Below are 15886 nucleotides of genomic sequence, written 5' to 3' on the forward strand. Positions count from 1 at the left end.
ACCGCCGCGTCGTGGCGTCAGCACTTGGGGCCCACGTGGGTGTCCAGGAGGGCTACGGAGGCTCTGCGGGCGATGGAGACGTTGAAAGGATCGCTGCCGCGGGCGAGCACGGTCCACTCGACGCCGACCTTGTCGAGGGTGTTCGTGAAGAGCTTGCGGATGTCGTCCGACTTGTTGGAGAAGAAATACCGAGGGTATTCGTAGCGCTTGCGCTCTCCGGCGACCAGGCGGGTCGTCCAGTTGATGATGCGACAGCCGTCGGAGTGGATGAGCCCCCGGATGAACTCCCAGGGGTACGCGTCGACGATCTCCTGCTGCCAGCGTTCGAGAACGATCCGACGCTCATGCTTCTTGCCGGGGCCGTGCTGGGGGAACAGGCACGGCCAGTGTTTGCTGAAACAGGAGACCGCGTAGGACCCCCGCTTCTTCACACGGCATACGCGGTTGTCCGGGCGCACGGCGTACAACGCTGCTTCGCAGGCGTCGATGATGCCCGGCCACGCCTGGTCCAGCGCGATACGCATGACGTAGACGCCTCGGTGGTGAGCGCTGATGCAGCCGTCGCCGAGATAGAGGCCCAGGAGGTAGGCATACGCTGCCGGTTCTTCGGGCGGGGCGGGCTCGTCCTGGCATCTGGGGCAGGCGCGGCGAGTGCCGATGTCGTACATGCGGCACACTCTGTGCGACTGAATGGGGTCGCGTGCAGCAAAGAGCGGAGGTTCACGAGAACGTGAACCTCCGATGATCTCGCCCTTGGAATCCAAGGAAAAGTGCCCCAGGTGGGATTCGAACCCACACTGTCCGCTGTTTGAGAGCGGCCTCTCTAACCAGTTGGAGTACTGGGGCCTTGGAAATCAAGGGGGAACGGGCCCCCTTGGGTCACCACCATATCGTAGCTAGGTACGCTTCTGGGAGCAGTAACCTGCCTGCCCTGAACGAGGAGTCCCCGTGACCGCCCCCGAGCCGCCCCAGCCTGTCGATGATGACGACAAGTCGCATGTGCCTCCGCTGACGACCCGTGTCGTCATCGCCGAGGACGAGGCGCTCATCCGGCTCGATCTCAAGGAGATGCTGGAGGAGGAGGGCTATCACGTCGTCGGTGAGGCCGGTGACGGTGAGCGGGCCGTCGAGCTGGCGCGGGAGCACCGGCCCGACCTGGTCATCCTCGATGTGAAGATGCCGAAGCTGGACGGTATCTCGGCGGCCGAGAAGATCGCCGAGGAGTGCATCGCCCCGGTGCTCATGCTGACGGCGTTCTCGCAGCGTGACCTGGTCGAGCGGGCGCGGGACGCGGGCGCGATGGCGTATCTGGTGAAGCCGTTCAGCAAGAGCGATGTCGTACCGGCGATCGAGATGGCCGTCTCGCGGTTCACGGAGCTGAAGACGCTGGAGAAGGAGGTCGTGGACCTCACCCAGCGGCTGGAGACCCGCAAGCTGGTGGACCGGGCGAAGTCGGTGCTGCAGACGGAGTACGGGCTGACCGAGCCCGCGGCCTTCCGCTGGATCCAGAAGACGTCGATGGACCGCCGGATGTCGATGCGGCAGGTCGCCGAGGCCGTCATCCAGGACGGCGAGGAGAAGAAGGCCGCCAAGGGCTGAGGCCCCGCGACGGCACAGCGTGCGCAGAGAGGCCCGCGCCCCGGTGATCGATCCGGGGTGCGGGCCTCTTGCCTGCCCGGCGCTCAGTCTTCGCCGAGGTAGGCCTTCCGTACGGATTCGTCGTGCAGCAGGTCCTGGCCCGTGCCGGACAGCACGATGGAGCCGACTTCCATGACGTGGCCCTGGTCGGCCAGGGAGAGCGCGGCCTGGGCGTTCTGCTCGACGAGCAGGATCGTCGTGCCCTGGGACTTCAGCTCGGCGATCGTGGACATGATCTTCTGCATCATGATCGGCGAGAGCCCCATGGAGGGTTCGTCGAGCATGAGGAGCTTGGGCTGGGACATGAGGGCGCGGCCCATGGCGAGCATCTGCTGTTCGCCGCCGGAGAGGGTGCCCGCGGCCTGCTTGCGGCGTTCGCCGAGGATGGGGAAGAGGTCGTAGGCCCGTTGGATGTCCTTCTCGATGCCGTCCTTGTCCTTGCGGAGGAAGGCGCCGAGCTGGAGGTTCTCCGCGATGGACAGGCGGGGGAAGATGTGCCGCCCTTCGGGGGAGTGGGCGAGCCCGAGGGCGACGATCTTGTGCGCGGGCGTGCCGGTGAGCGGCTTGCCGTCGAAGGTGATGGTGCCGGAGGTGGGCTTGAGCAGGCCGGACAGGGTGCGCAGGGTGGTGGTCTTGCCGGCGCCGTTGGTGCCGATGAGGGTGACGACCTGGCCGGCTTCGACGCTGAAGGAGATGCCTTTGACGGCTTCGATCTTGCCGTAGGCCACCCTGAGGTCCTGGACCTCGAGCAGTGCGGTCACTGGGAGTCTCCCTCGGTGCTGCCGGTGGTGCTGTCTGCGGGGGCGTCGGCGGCGGCTTCGGCGGCGGCGACCTCGGCGGCCTCCTCTTCTCCGGGTTCGCCTTCGAAGGGCGTGCCGAGGTAGGCGGCGATGACGCGTTCGTCGGCCTGGACGACGTCGGAGGTGCCTTCGACGAGCTTCTCGCCCTGGACGAGGACGGCGACGCGGTCGCAGAGGTTGAAGATGAAGCGCATGTCGTGCTCGATGACGAGGACGGCGATGCCCTGGTCGCGGATGGCGAAGATGAGTTCTTCGGTGACGCGGGTTTCCTGCGGGTTCATGCCGGCGGTCGGCTCGTCGAGGAGCAGGAGTCCGGGGTCGCTGGCCAGCGCGCGGGCGATTTCGAGCTTGCGCTGGTCTCCGTAGGGGAGGTTGCGCGCGAGGTGGTTGGCCTTGTCCTGGAGGCCGATGAACTCGAGGAGTTCCATGGCGCGTTCGCGGCTGGCGTGTTCGGCCTTGGTGAAGCCGGGGAGGCGCAGGAGGGCGGACCAGAGGCCTTCCTTGGTCCTGGTGTGGCGTCCGACGAGGACGTTCTCCAGGACGGTCATGTTGGCGAAGAGCCGGATGTTCTGGAAGGTGCGGGCGATGCCTGCCTGGGTGACGAGGTGAGGCTTGGGCGGCAGGACGGTGCCCTTGTAGCTGACCTTGCCCTCGGTGGGGACGTACAGGCCGGTGAGGCAGTTGAAGAAGGTGGTCTTGCCGGCGCCGTTGGGGCCGATGAGGCCGACGATTTCGCCCGCGTTGACGGTGAGGTCGACGTCGCGTACGGCGGTGAGGCCGCCGAAGCGCATGGTGACGCCGCTCGCGTCGAGGACGGTGGTGGCGGTCTTCGTGGTGGTGGTCATGGTGGTCACGCCCCCGCCTTGGCGGTGCCGACGCCGGTCTCTTCGGACTGTCGTGGCTCCGGTACGTCGAGCTGGTCGTCCTCGTGGAATTCGAGCTGCTTCCTGCGGTCGGCGACCAGGCCTTCGGGGCGCAGGCGCATCAGGAGGATGAGTGCGACGCCGAAGAGGAAGAGCTGGTAGTCCTGCATGAACTGCAGTTTGGCCGGGATGAGGTAGAGCAGTGCGGCGCCGACGAGGGGTCCGCTGAGGGTTCCCATGCCGCCGAGGATGACCGCGGCGAGGAGGAACGCGGAGTTGGGGGGTACGGAGCCGGCGAACTGGTACTGCTCGGGGGTCACGGTGTAGTTGACGTGTGCCTGGACGGTTCCGGCGAGTCCGGCGAGGGTGGCGCCGAGGGCGAAGGCGACCAGTTTGAGCCGGAAGGCGTTGATGCCCATGGCGGTGGCCGCGGTCTCGTCCTCGCGGATGGCGACCCAGGCGCGGCCGATACGGGACTCTCCGGAGCGGCGGAAGACGAGGACGACGGCGGCGGTGAAGACGAGCATCAGCAGGTAGTAGTTGGCGGACCTGCCGAGGCTGAAGCCGAGGATGTCGTGCTTGAGCCCGAAGTCGAATCCGAAGAACTTCAGGTCGGGGATGCTGGGGATGCCCTGGGAGCCGTTGGTGAGGTCGGGTCCGCTGTTGCCGTTGAGGTTGTTCACGGTCAGGCGGAAGATCTCACCGAAGCCGAGGGTGACGATGGCGAGGTAGTCGCCGCGCAGTCGCAGGGTGGGGGCGCCGATGAGGACGCCGAAGACGAGCGAGGCCGCGGCGCCGGTCACGACGGCGGCCCAGAAGGGGAATTGGACGCCGACGGACGAGAATGTGGAGCCGGAGACGAGGGCGGCGGCGTAGGCGCCGACGCCGAGGAAGGCGACGTATCCGAGGTCGAGGAGACCGGCGAGGCCGACGACGACGTTGAGGCCGAGTGCCACGGTGGCGAAGATGAGGATGTTGGCGCCGATGAGCGCGTACTCCTCCTTCTGCTGGGTGAACGGGAAGCAGACGGCTACGACGAGGGCGGCGATGAGGGTGATGTTGCGGTGCTTCGTGGTCAGCGCGGTGAGACGGGAGACGAGTCCGGCGCGGCGGAGTGCGGTGAAGGCGAAGCCGACGGTGATGAGGAAGCCGATGAAGAGTTCGGTGTAGTCGGTGTCGATGCCGTAGGAGAAGACGTAGAGGCCGATGCCGAACGAGGCGACGATGATGAGGATTTCGGCCCAGTCGGGGAGGGCTTTGGCCCGGGGGGCCGACGGCGCGCGGAGGCTGTCGCGGAAGCGTTCCCAGGCGCCGGCCGCGGCGGCGTCGGAGGTGGGCTGGTCGCCGGGGAGTCCGAGTGCGGCGACGACGGCGATGAGTGCGCCGATGCCGCTGACCCAGGCGCCGGGTTCCAGGTTGACGGCTCCGCCGAGGTCGTAGGCGATGGCGCCGATGGCGTAGCCGGTGGTGCCGAGGGTGCCGAGGGCCAGGAGGCGGACGGGGCTGTTGGTGCCGCCGGGGGTGAGCCAGCGGAGCCCTCGGATGCCGTATCCGGACAGGGCGAGGAGCACGGTGAGCGCGGCGCTGACGAGGGTGAGGACCTGGAGGCCGCCGGGGTAGCCGGTGACGGTGAGGTCTCCGGGGAACTTGCTGGTCCAGGTCCAGGCGAGGAAGGTGCCGGCGAACGCGACGGCCGCGCCTGCGAGGGTGCCGAGTCGGGCCGCGGCCGTGGGGATGGCGAGGAAGGGTGCGGCGCCGGGCGTGGTGGTGTGGTGGGTGGTCATCGGTATCACGCCCGATCCGTGACGCGTTCGCCGAGCAGGCCCTGGGGGCGGAGCAGCAGGACGATGATGAGGAGGACGAAGGCCCATACGTCCTTCCAGGCGCCGCCGCCGAAGAGTTCCATGCCGGGGACGTCGCTCATGTAGCCGGTGGCGAGGGATTCGGCGACACCGAGTACGACGCCGCCGAGCATGGCGCCGTAGATGTTGCCGATGCCGCCGAGTACGGCCGCGGTGAACGCTTTGAGGCCCATGATGAAGCCCATGCGGAAGCCGATCTGGCCGTTCTTGAGCCCGTAGGCGACGGCGGCGACGGCGGCGAACGCGGCACCGATGGCGAAGGCCATGACGATGATGCGGTCGGTGTTGATGCCCATGAGTTTCGCGGTGTCGGGGTCCTGGCTGGTGGCCTGCATGCCGCGGCCGGAGCGGGTCTTGGAGACGAAGAGCCCGAGGGCGAGCATGCAGATGGGCGCCGTGATGAGGACGAAGAGGTCACCGCGCTGGATGTGGGCGCCGAGGACGTCGATCGCTTCGCCCTTGAACTGGGGGAAGGAACGGTCCTTCTTGGAGTCGGGGTACCACTTCCAGATGGCCTGCTGGAGTGCGAGGGAGAGTCCGATCGCGGTGATCAGCGGGGCCAGTCGGGGAGCGTTGCGCAGGGGCCGGTAGGCGAAGCGTTCGGCTGCCGTGCTGACGGCGACGGAGCATATGACGCCGCCGATGATCATGAGTGGGATGATCGCGAGGAGGGAGACACCGGCCGGCATCCAGAGGTACACGGTGAGAGCTCCGAAGCCTCCGATCATGAAGATCTCGCCGTGGGCGAAGTTGATGAGCTGGATGATTCCGTAGACCATCGTGTAGCCGATCGCGATGAGACCGTACATCGCGCCGAGGATGAGTCCATTGGCCAGCTGTTGCGGCAGTTCGTTCACCGCAGGGCCTCCGTGGAGTGGTTCGGATATGGCAGCGCGCGGGAGCGCTGGTAGCGCCCCCGCGCGGTCTGGTGTCAGTCAGTGCGTTGCCCGGGAGGGCTCCGCCGGGGTCAGGGCTTGTAGACCTCGCTGAGCTTGGACTTCCACTTGCCGCCGTCGACCTGGTAGGCGGTCATCATGGTGTTGGTGGTGTCGCCGAACTGGTCGAAGGAGACGGGGCCGGTGACGCCGTCGAACTTGACCTTGCTCATGGCGTCGAGGACCTTGGCGCGGGCGTTGTCAGGGAGCTTGCCGCGGTTGTCGGCGACGGCGATCTTGACGGCCTCGATGATCGCCCAGGTGGCGTCGTAGGTGCCGCCGCCGTACGCCTCGTAGGCGTCCTTGTATCCGGCCGTCTTGTAGTCCGCGATGAACTTCTTGGCGGAGTCGAGTTCCTCGACGGGCTTGCCGACGGAGGTGGCGATGTCGCCCTGGGCCTTCTTGTTGAGCTTGATGAAGTCGGCGCTGTACATGCCGTCGCCGCCCATGAGGGGGATCTGGACGCTGTCCTTGAGCTGCTGGCTCAGGGGCGCGCCGGCGGGGTATTCACCGCCGTAGTAGACAGCCTTGGCACCGGACCTCTTGACCTTGGTGACGACGGCGTTGAAGTCGCGGTCGTCGGGGTTGACGTGGTCGGAGCCGACGATCTTGCCGCCGAGGGTGGTGAAGGTCGCCTTGAAGGAGGCCGCGAGACCGGCGCCGTACGGCTTCTGGTCGTCGATGAGGTAGACCTGCTTGATCTTCGCGTCGTTGAAGAGGTACTTCGCCGCGAAGGCGCCCTGGATCTGGTCCGTGGTGGCAGTGCGGAAGTAGGTCTTGTAGGGGCGCTTCTTGTCGCCGGTCTTCCAGTGTTCGCCCTGGGTGAGCTCGGTGCCGGTGTTGGCGGGGGAGACCTGGGTGAGACCGGCGTCGTTGAGCGGCTTCTGCATCGACTGGGAGACGCCGGAGTTCAGCGGGCCGACGACGCCGACGACGGTGTCGTCGTCGATGAACTTCTGGGCGTTCTGCTGTCCGACGGAAGGCTGTGCCTGGTCGTCGAGCGGCTTGACCTGGAACGTCACGCCGGGGACGGTCTTTTCCTTGTTCGCCGTCTTGACGGCGAGATCGGCGGAGTTCTTGATGCCGAGGCCGAGAGCGGACAGGTCGCCCGTGATGGGCGCGTCGACGCCGATGGTGACGGTGATGTCGTTCTTGTCACCGCTGTTGTCGCTCTTGTCGTCGCGGGAGCCGCACGCGGTGAGAGTCAGAGCTCCGGTCGTGAGAACGGAGGTGAGTATCACCAGAGAACGCTGTCGCACAATCAGTCCTTTCCGCAAGCGTGGCTGACCCGGGGTGAGGGCGGGCGGGGGCCGCGCTGGTACCGAACTCCCGATGGAGCGGTGACTGGCCGTGACTCTAGGCCCGGTCTCACGAAATGGGCATCTCGTGCGCTGGCTTGTGACTTTCTTGTTATGACGTGCAGGTTGTCTGGCTTCCGCAGGGGTGGATCTTGGCCGGTTTGGCGGAAATTCCATGTACTCCACACGTTTATCGAACGATCAATTCCGTTTCGTCGTGGGGGAGTTGAGTGCGCGTGCGTCGCAGGCCGAGTCGCGCTTCCTGAATGATCAAGGAAGCGGATGTCGGCGAAGAGGGTGTTGATGTCGAATTGCGCGCGAGTTACGCAGTGTTACATCAGGAAATGGGGGCCAGGATTCCGCGGTAAATCCCGGGAACAGGCGGTAATCCGGAACAGTCGGATGACGGTCGGATACGGATGTCTCGCGCTGTCTCGCGCCGTCTCGAGCGCGATGCGGTGTGTTGTCCCGGCGCGCACGGCAAGGGGCGCGTTTGGGCCCGGTCGGGGCGCGGCGTCCGGTGAGTCCGGAGAAGGGCGGGTCCGGAGAAGTGCGGGGACGGCAGGGGGTGTCCGTACGGCCGGGCCACCCCCTGGCGGTCAGCCCGCGGCGGGGATCAGGTCGGCGTCGCCCTGTCGTACGTCACGCAGCAGGCAGGTGAGACGGGCGCTGCAGACGCGCTTGCCGTCCTCGTCGCTGATCACGATCTCGTACGTGGCGGTCGAGCGGCCCCGGTGGACGGGGGTGGCGACCCCGGTGACCAGGCCGGAGCGCACCCCGCGGTGATGGGTGCAGTTGAGGTCGACCCCGACGGCGATCTTGGTGGCGCCGCCGTGGAGCATGGCGCCGATCGAGCCGAGCGTCTCGGCGAGGACGGCCGAGGCGCCGCCGTGCAGCAGGCCGTAGGGCTGGGTGTTGCCCTCCACGGGCATGGTGCCGACGACGCGCTCCGCGGCGGCCTCGATGATCTGGACGCCCATACGGGTGCCGAGATGCCCGGCGGAGAAGAGGGCGGGCAGGTCGACCCCGAGCGCGGCGTACTCGTCGAGGACTTCCTGCGGGAACTTCACGGTGTGCTGCTCGCCCATGGGTACGGCTCCGTTCGGCGGTGATCGGTCACGCGGCTGGTGGCTGAGCAAACGCTCAGTCGGCCGCCGATTGTTCCAGGCGGATCACGACGGACTTGCTCGCGGGGGTGTTGCTGGTGTCCGCGGTGGCGTCGAGGGGGACCAGGACGTTCGTCTCCGGGTAGTAGGCGGCGGCGCAGCCGCGGGCGGTGGGGTAGTGCACGACGCGGAAGCCGGGCGCGCGGCGTTCGACGCCGTCCTTCCACTCGCTGACGAGGTCGACGTACGAACCGTCCGCCACGCCCAGCGCGCGGGCGTCCTCGGGGCGGACGAGGACGACCCGGCGGCCGTTCCTGATGCCGCGGTAGCGGTCGTCCAGGCCGTAGACGGTGGTGTTGTACTGGTCGTGCGAGCGCAGGGTCTGGAGCAGCAGTCGGCCTTCGGGCAGCGTCGGGTACTCCACGGGTGCGGCGGTGAAATTGGCCTTGCCGGTGGCGGTGGGGAAGCGGCGCTCGTCGCGAGGGGCGTGCGGGAGCGCGAAGCCGCCGGGGCGGGCCACGCGCGCGTTGAAGTCCTCGAAGCCGGGGATCACGCGCGCGATGCGGTCGCGGATGGTCGCGTAGTCCTTCTCGAACGTCTCCCAGGGCGTCGTGCTGCCGCTGCCGAGGACGCGGCGGGCCAGGCGGCAGACGATGGCGGGCTCGGACAGCAGATGCGGGCTCGCGGGCTTCAGTCGTCCCCGCGAGGCGTGGACCATGCCCATGGAGTCCTCGACGGTCACGAACTGCTCACCGCTGCCCTGGAGATCGCGTTCCGTACGGCCGAGGGTCGGCAGGATCAGGGCGCGGGTGCCGGTGACGGCGTGCGAGCGGTTCAGCTTGGTCGAGACATGCACGGTGAGGCGGGCGCGGCGCATGGCGGCCTCGGTCACCTCGGTGTCGGGCGAGGCGGAGACGAAGTTGCCGCCCATCGCGAAGAAGACCTTGGCCGCGCCGTCGCGCAGGGCGCGGATGGCGCGTACGACGTCGTAGCCGTGCTCGCGCGGGGGCGCGAACCCGAACTCCTTCTCCAGCGCGTCCAGGAAGGCGGGCGCGGGGCGTTCGAAGATGCCCATGGTGCGGTCGCCCTGGACGTTCGAGTGGCCGCGCACGGGGCACACGCCCGCGCCGGGGCGGCCGATGTTGCCGCGCAGCAGCAGGAAGTTGACGACTTCGCGGATGGTGGGGACGGAGTGCTTGTGCTGGGTGAGGCCCATGGCCCAGCACACGATGGTGCGCTTCGAGGCGAGGACCATGCGCAGGGCCTGCTCGATCTCCTCGCGCGCGAGACCGGTCGCGGTGAGGGTCTCGGCCCAGTCGGCGGCGCGGGCGGCTGCCGCGAACTCCTCGAAGCCGTGGGTGTGTTCGCGGACGAACTCCTCGTCGACCGCGCCCTCGGTGTCGAGGATCAACTGGTTGAGGAGGCGGAAGAGGGCCTGGTCGCCGCCGATACGGATCTGGAGGAACAGATCGGTGAGGGCGGCGCCCTTGAGGATGCCCTGCGGGGTCTGCGGGTTCTTGAAGCGCTCCAGGCCCGCTTCGGGCAGCGGGTTGACGCTGATGATCCGCGCGCCGTTCGCCTTGGCCTTCTCCAGGGCCGAGAGCATCCGGGGGTGGTTCGTGCCGGGGTTCTGCCCGGCGACGATGATCAGGTCCGCCCGGTGGAGGTCCTCCAGCAGGACGCTGCCCTTGCCGATGCCGATCGTCTCGGAGAGTGCGGAGCCGGAGGACTCGTGGCACATGTTCGAGCAGTCGGGCAGGTTGTTGGTGCCCAGCTCGCGGGCGAAGAGCTGGTAGAGGAACGCGGCCTCGTTGCTGGTGCGGCCCGAGGTGTAGAAGACGGCCTCGTCGGGGGAGGAGAGCCCGGAGATCTCCTCGGCGATGATGTCGAAGGCGCGCTCCCAGGTGACGGGCTCGTAGTGGTCCGCGCCGTCGGGGAGGTACACGGGGTGGGTCAGGCGTCCTTGCTGGCCCAGCCAGTAGCCGCTGCGGCCGGCGAGGTCGGCCACCGGGTGCGCGGCGAAGAACGCCGGGGTGACCCGGCGCAGCGTGGCTTCCTCGGCGACCGCCTTCGCGCCGTTCTCGCAGAACTCGGCGGTGTGCCGGTGCTCGGGCTCGGGCCAGGCGCAGCCGGGGCAGTCGAAGCCGTCCTTCTGGTTGACCCGCAGCAGCGTGAGCGCCGTGCGCCGCACGCCCATCTGCTGCTGGGCCATGCGCAGGGTGTGCCTGACGGCGGGCAGCCCCGCGGCGGCGTGCTGCGCCCCGGCCACCTGCGGCGCGTCCTGGACCGGGTCACCCTTGGGCGGCTTGCTGGCCATCGCGGCCCTCCCCTTCGTTCACACCTGCGCGTTCCCACCGGCCGATCGCACCGGCGTTCCCACCGGTCGATTCCCGCCGGTCGTTCCCGTCGGCTGATTCCACCGACCGTCCCTGACCGTCCCCACCGGTCGCTCCCACCTGTGAGGTAGCTCTCCGATCCTCGCACGCGCCTGTGACAGAGCCACCGGCCGGGACCGGACAGCTCCGGCTGTCGGTCCGGGCGGCTCTCGCTGTCAGTGGGGCGTGGCAGGATCGAGGGCGTGGCGAAGACAGCATCGAAGAAGACCGAGAAGACCTCCGGCGGCAGCCGTCCCCGGCTGATGCTCATGGACGGGCACTCCCTCGCGTACCGCGCGTTCTTCGCGCTGCCCGCGGAGAACTTCACGACCGCGACGGGCCAGCCGACGAACGCGATCTACGGCTTCGCGTCGATGCTGGCCAACACCCTGCGTGACGAGGCGCCCACGCACTTCGCGGTGGCGTTCGACGTCTCCCGCAAGACCTGGCGCTCGGCGGAGTTCGCGGAGTACAAGGCGAACCGTTCGAAGACCCCGGACGAGTTCAAGGGCCAGGTCGAGCTGATCGGCGAGCTGCTGGACGCGATGCGCGCCCCGCGCTTCGCGGTCGAGGGCTTCGAGGCGGACGACGTGATCGCCACGCTCGCCACCCAGGCCGAGGCCGAGGGCTTCGACGTGCTGATCGTCACGGGCGACCGCGACTCCTTCCAACTGGTCACCGAGCACACGACGGTGCTGTATCCGACGAAGGGCGTCTCGGAGCTGACCCGGTTCACCCCGGAGAAGGTGTTCGAGAAGTACGGGCTGACGCCGGTGCAGTATCCGGACTTCGCGGCGCTGCGCGGTGACCCGTCGGACAACCTGCCGGGCATCCCGGGCGTCGGCGAGAAGACGGCCGCGAAGTGGATCAACCAGTTCGGTTCGTTCGCGGAGTTGGTCGAGCGGGTCGAGGAGGTCAAGGGCAAGGTCGGGCAGAACCTGCGCGACCATCTGGAGTCGGTGAAGCTCAACCGCCGCCTCACGGAGCTGGAGCGGCAGGTCGAACTGCCGAAGGCGGTCACAGACCTTGAGCGCGCGCCCTACGACCGTACGGGCGTCGCCATGATCCTGGACACCCTGGAGATCAGGAACCCGTCGCTGCGCGAGCGGCTGTTCGCCGTCGACCCGGGCGCCGAGGTGGCCGAGACGACACCGGTCGCGGCGAGCGGCGTCGAGCTGGACGGCGCGGTGCTCGGGGCGGGCGAGCTGAAGCCGTGGCTCGCCGAGCACGGCGACAAGCCCCTGGGCGTGGCCACGGTGGACGCGTGGGCGCTGGGCACGGGCGCGGTGGCCGAGATCGCGCTGGCCGCGGCCGACGGGGCGGCGGCGTGGTTCGACCCGGCGCAGTTGGACGAGGCCGACGAGCAGGCGTTCGCGCAGTGGCTCGCCGACCCGGCCAGGCCCAAGGTGCTGCACAACGCCAAGGGCGCGATGCGGGTCGTGCCCGAGCACGGCTGGTCGCTGGACGGCGTGACGATGGACACGGCGCTGGCCGCGTATCTGGTCAAGCCGGGCCGCCGTTCCTTCGCGCTGGACGCGCTGTCGCTGGAGTATCTGGGCCGGGAGCTGGAGCCCGCGGCCCTGGCGGACGGGCAGCTCGCGTTCGGGGCGGACGAGGGCGCCGAGGCCGAGGCGCTGATGATCCAGGCCCGCGCGATCCTCGATCTGGGCGAGGCGTTCGAGCAGAAGCTGCGCGAGGTCGGCGCGGCGGACCTGCTGCGCGACATGGAACTGCCGGTCTCCGCGCTGCTGGCCCGCATGGAGCGCCACGGCATCGCCGCGGACCGTACGCATCTGCAGGCCATGGAGCAGATGTTCGCGGGCGCCGTGCAGCAGGCGGTGAAGGAGGCGCACGCGGCGGCGGGGCGTGAGTTCAACCTCGGCTCGCCCAAGCAGCTTCAGGAAGTCCTCTTCGGCGAGCTGGGCCTGCCCAAGACCAAGAAGACCAAGACGGGTTACACGACGGACGCGGACGCGCTGGCCTGGCTCGCGACACAGACGGACAACGAACTCCCGGTGATCATGCTGCGCCACCGTGAGCAGGCGAAGCTGCGCGTCACGGTCGAGGGCCTGATCAAGACGATCGCGGCGGACGGCCGGATCCACACGACGTTCAACCAGACGGTCGCGGCGACGGGCCGCCTGTCCTCGACGGACCCGAACCTCCAGAACATCCCGGTGCGGACGGACGAGGGCCGGGCGATCCGCCGCGGCTTCATGGTGGGCGAGGGCTTCGACTCCCTGCTGACGGCGGACTACAGCCAGATCGAACTGCGCGTGATGGCCCATCTGTCGGAGGACGAGGGCCTGATCGAGGCGTTCACCTCCGGCGAGGACCTGCACACCACGGTCGCCTCCCATGTGTTCGGGGTCGACCGCTCGGCGGTGGACGCCGAGATGCGACGCAAGATCAAGGCGATGTCGTACGGCCTGGCGTACGGCCTGTCGGCGTTCGGCCTGTCCCAGCAGTTGAACATCGAGGCGGCCGAGGCCCGCGGCCTCATGGACACGTACTTCGAGCGCTTCGGCGGGGTACGGGACTATCTGCGCCGCGTGGTCGACGAGGCGCGCGCCACCGGCTACACGGAGACGCTGTTCGGCCGCCGCCGCTATCTGCCGGACCTGAACAGCGACAACCGCCAGCGCCGGGAGACGGCGGAGCGCATGGCGCTGAACGCCCCGATCCAGGGCACGGCCGCCGACATCGTCAAGATCGCCATGCTGAACGTGGACCGCGCCCTGCGCGAGGCGGGCCTCACCTCCCGCATGCTCCTCCAGGTCCACGACGAAATCGTCCTGGAAGTCGCCCCGGGCGAGCGGGACCGGGTCGAGGAACTGGTCCGCCGCGAGATGGCGGACGCGGTGCGGTTGCGGGCGCCGCTGGATGTCTCGGTGGGCCACGGCGGCGACTGGGAGTCCGCGGCGCACTAGAGCGACAGTGCCCCAACAGGCAATGTCCTGCTCATGAATGAGACCGGCCGGGCGCAACCATACGGCGATCACGGGTGTCCCTAGGGAGGACGCGTGAAAGGGTGTGGTGGCCCGGCCGGTCCGCGTGCCGGTCGCGGCGGGTATGACCGAAGGGGAAGTGTCGGGCGCCAACGGGTGCCCGCGCGACGGAAGTTGTCGTAGGGTCAATTGGTTGCCACGCCGGGGGTGTGGCCGTACCACGCACCACCACAACAGCACAGGCATGGTCGTCGACGGGAGGGGTTCACTCAATGGCGGCGCATTTCGGCAAGAGGCTGCGCAGGGGAGCGGCCACCACAGCCGTGGCCGCGGCCGCGGTCGCGGCGCTCACCGCGTCCCAGGCTTCGGGAGTGACCACCGACGACCAGGGCAGACTGACCAGCGGTGCGCAGCCGACGCCCGACGCGGGCGGCAACGGCGACGACGGCGGCACGGCCACCGGCAACAGCCGCTACTTCACGGACCTGCCGCCGCTCAACAGCCCCACCGAGTCGCCCGGCCCGACCACGGACCCCACCACCGGCGGTTCCGGCTCCCCCGGGGCCTCCGAGGCCGGTATCCCGGCCACCGTCCTCGACGCCTACAAGAAGGCGGCGGACGAACTGCAGCGGTCCAAGCCGGGCTGCAACCTCCCCTGGCAACTCCTCGCCGCCATCGGCAAGGTGGAGTCCGGCCACGCGCGCGGCGGCCAGGTCGACGCCAATGGCAAGACCCTCTCGCCGATCCTCGGCCCCGAACTCGACGGCAGCAGCGGCTTCGCCCGGATCCTGAACCACGACGGCACCTACGCCCGTGCCATCGGCCCCATGCAGTTCCTCTCCACCACGTGGGACTGGGCGGGCCGCGACGGCAACGGCGACGGCGTCAAGGACCCCAACAACATCTACGACGCCGCCCTCGCCGCCGGGCACTACCTCTGCCGTCTCGACCGCGACATGTCGGTCCGGTCGGGCATGGACGCGGCGATCCTGAGCTACAACAACTCGCGGGACTACCTGAACACCGTTCTGTCCTGGTACGAGTACTACCGCAAGGGCAGCCACTCCATCCCGGACGGCACGGGCTCGCTGCCCTCGCACCGCAGCGACGACCACTCCGGCGTGGGCCCGACCCCGACCCCCACGCCGCGGGAGACCACGGGGCCGAAGCCCACGAAGCCCGCCACCCACAAGCCCGGCGGCGGCGACCACACCGGCTCCGGCTCGACCCCGTCGACGCCGCCGGCCGACCCCACCCCGCCGTCGAAGCCGACGCCGCCGTCCACGCCTCCGGCGACACCGGCGCCCACGCCGACCGACACCGTGGACCACCTGGCCGACAGCGGCACGGGCACGCTCTCGGCCATGACGGGCGACACGTTCGACCAGAAGGTCGCGGTCAAGGCCGTGACCACGGCGGGCAAGGCCGTGCCGAAGGTCCGCGTGCGGTTCACGATCACCGGGGACACGGACGCCGCGTTCACCGGCGGGGAGAACGTCGCGACGGTGGTCACCGACGGCTCCGGCAAGGCCACCGCGCCCGCGCTCGTCGCCGGGACGAAGACCGGCACGTTCACGGTCCGCGCCCTCGTCGTCGGCCGCCTGGTCCCCGGCGTCGACTACACGGCCACGGTCACCGAACGGCAGGCCGACAGCCTCACCCGCACCGGCGACACCGAGCTGACCTCCACCCCGGGCGGCGAGTTCGCGACCCAGGTCGGTGTGCAGGCCACGTACCAGGGCGCCGCCGCGCGCGGCGTCACGGCCACCGCCACCGTGGTCAAGTCCGTCCTCGACCCGACCGCGAACGACAAGGGCCCCTACTTCAAGGACGCGAACGGCAAGGCCGTACGCACCCTCTCGGGCCTCGAGACCGACGCGAACGGCCGGATCGAGCTGCCGAAGCTGTACGCCGACGACACGACCGGCACGTTCCTGCTCCGCATCGAGATCGCGGGCGGCAAGACCCTCACGGTCGAACTGACGGTGGCCGAGGCGGCCTCGTAGACCAGGCACGTACGAAGGCGGCGCTCCTCCCCTCAGGGTGGGGCGCCGCCTTCGT

Annotated in this window: 11 protein-coding genes and 1 tRNA gene; 3 read left to right on the forward strand and 9 right to left on the reverse strand. The window is 69.0% G+C overall.

Annotated features, from left to right (window positions below; all coding sequences use genetic code 11):
* Positions 1–17 precede the first annotated feature (17 nt).
* The gene (locus ACZ60T_RS16240) at positions 18–668 is read right to left on the reverse strand and encodes a hypothetical protein (RefSeq protein WP_469666441.1); all 651 of its coding nucleotides are present in this window, start codon (positions 666–668) and stop codon (positions 18–20) included.
* 103 nt (positions 669–771) lie between these two features.
* Positions 772–846 (reverse strand) — tRNA-Leu (locus ACZ60T_RS16245).
* Between the two features lie 102 nt (positions 847–948).
* Between ACZ60T_RS16245 and ACZ60T_RS16250 the strand changes: the two genes are divergently transcribed.
* Positions 949–1599 carry an ANTAR domain-containing response regulator gene (locus ACZ60T_RS16250; protein ID WP_365620460.1) on the forward strand — a complete coding sequence of 217 codons (651 nt, stop codon included), beginning with the start codon at positions 949–951 and terminating at the stop codon, positions 1597–1599.
* A gap of 83 nt (positions 1600–1682) precedes the next feature.
* On the opposite strand, the gene ACZ60T_RS16255 is transcribed toward ACZ60T_RS16250, so the two are convergent.
* The 7 genes from ACZ60T_RS16255 to ACZ60T_RS16285 form a co-directional block, all read right to left on the reverse strand.
* On the reverse strand, positions 1683–2399 hold the full coding sequence (locus ACZ60T_RS16255; RefSeq protein WP_365620463.1) for an ABC transporter ATP-binding protein: 717 nt from the start codon (positions 2397–2399) through the stop codon (positions 1683–1685).
* The gene (locus tag ACZ60T_RS16260; RefSeq protein ID WP_365621096.1) at positions 2396–3283 is read right to left on the reverse strand and encodes an ABC transporter ATP-binding protein; all 888 of its coding nucleotides are present in this window, start codon (positions 3281–3283) and stop codon (positions 2396–2398) included. The genes ACZ60T_RS16255 and ACZ60T_RS16260 overlap by 4 nt, the downstream gene beginning before the upstream one ends.
* A gap of 5 nt (positions 3284–3288) precedes the next feature.
* A complete protein-coding gene (locus tag ACZ60T_RS16265; protein ID WP_469666590.1) occupies positions 3289–5085 on the reverse strand; it encodes a branched-chain amino acid ABC transporter permease in 1797 nt (598 codons plus the stop codon).
* Positions 5086–5090: 5 nt separating this feature from the next.
* A complete protein-coding gene (locus ACZ60T_RS16270) occupies positions 5091–6020 on the reverse strand; it encodes a branched-chain amino acid ABC transporter permease (RefSeq protein WP_365620466.1) in 930 nt (309 codons plus the stop codon).
* Positions 6021–6130: 110 nt separating this feature from the next.
* Positions 6131–7342 carry a branched-chain amino acid ABC transporter substrate-binding protein gene (locus ACZ60T_RS16275; RefSeq protein ID WP_365621102.1) on the reverse strand — a complete coding sequence of 404 codons (1212 nt, stop codon included), beginning with the start codon at positions 7340–7342 and terminating at the stop codon, positions 6131–6133.
* A gap of 653 nt (positions 7343–7995) precedes the next feature.
* Positions 7996–8484 carry a PaaI family thioesterase gene (locus tag ACZ60T_RS16280; RefSeq protein ID WP_365620469.1) on the reverse strand — a complete coding sequence of 163 codons (489 nt, stop codon included), beginning with the start codon at positions 8482–8484 and terminating at the stop codon, positions 7996–7998.
* A 55-nt stretch (positions 8485–8539) separates the two neighbouring features.
* Positions 8540–10819, reverse strand: a complete 2280-nt coding sequence (locus tag ACZ60T_RS16285; protein WP_469666442.1) for an FdhF/YdeP family oxidoreductase — start codon at positions 10817–10819, stop codon at positions 8540–8542.
* 261 nt (positions 10820–11080) lie between these two features.
* Between ACZ60T_RS16285 and polA the strand changes: the two genes are divergently transcribed.
* Positions 11081–13807, forward strand: coding sequence for a DNA polymerase I (polA, locus tag ACZ60T_RS16290; RefSeq protein ID WP_469666443.1), 2727 nt, complete (start codon positions 11081–11083; stop codon positions 13805–13807).
* Between the two features lie 290 nt (positions 13808–14097).
* Positions 14098–15831, forward strand: a complete 1734-nt coding sequence (locus ACZ60T_RS16295; RefSeq protein WP_469666445.1) for a lytic transglycosylase — start codon at positions 14098–14100, stop codon at positions 15829–15831.
* The last annotated feature ends 55 nt before the right edge of the window (positions 15832–15886 follow it).

It is taken from the genome of Streptomyces sp. NPDC104371, assembly GCF_055583785.1.

What these genes read in the sequence shown, in the direction of transcription:
- ACZ60T_RS16240 (WP_469666441.1), bottom strand. Translation starts at nt 668, where the DNA reads ATGTACGACATCGGCACTCGCCGCGCCTGCCCCAGATGCCAGGACGAG.
- ACZ60T_RS16260 (WP_365621096.1), bottom strand. Translation starts at nt 3,283, where the DNA reads ATGACCACCACCACGAAGACCGCCACCACCGTCCTCGACGCGAGCGGC.
- ACZ60T_RS16265 (WP_469666590.1), bottom strand. Translation starts at nt 5,085, where the DNA reads ATGACCACCCACCACACCACCACGCCCGGCGCCGCACCCTTCCTCGCC.
- ACZ60T_RS16280 (WP_365620469.1), bottom strand. Translation starts at nt 8,484, where the DNA reads ATGGGCGAGCAGCACACCGTGAAGTTCCCGCAGGAAGTCCTCGACGAG.
- ACZ60T_RS16285 (WP_469666442.1), bottom strand. Translation starts at nt 10,819, where the DNA reads ATGGCCAGCAAGCCGCCCAAGGGTGACCCGGTCCAGGACGCGCCGCAG.
- ACZ60T_RS16295 (WP_469666445.1), top strand. Translation starts at nt 14,098, where the DNA reads ATGGCGGCGCATTTCGGCAAGAGGCTGCGCAGGGGAGCGGCCACCACA.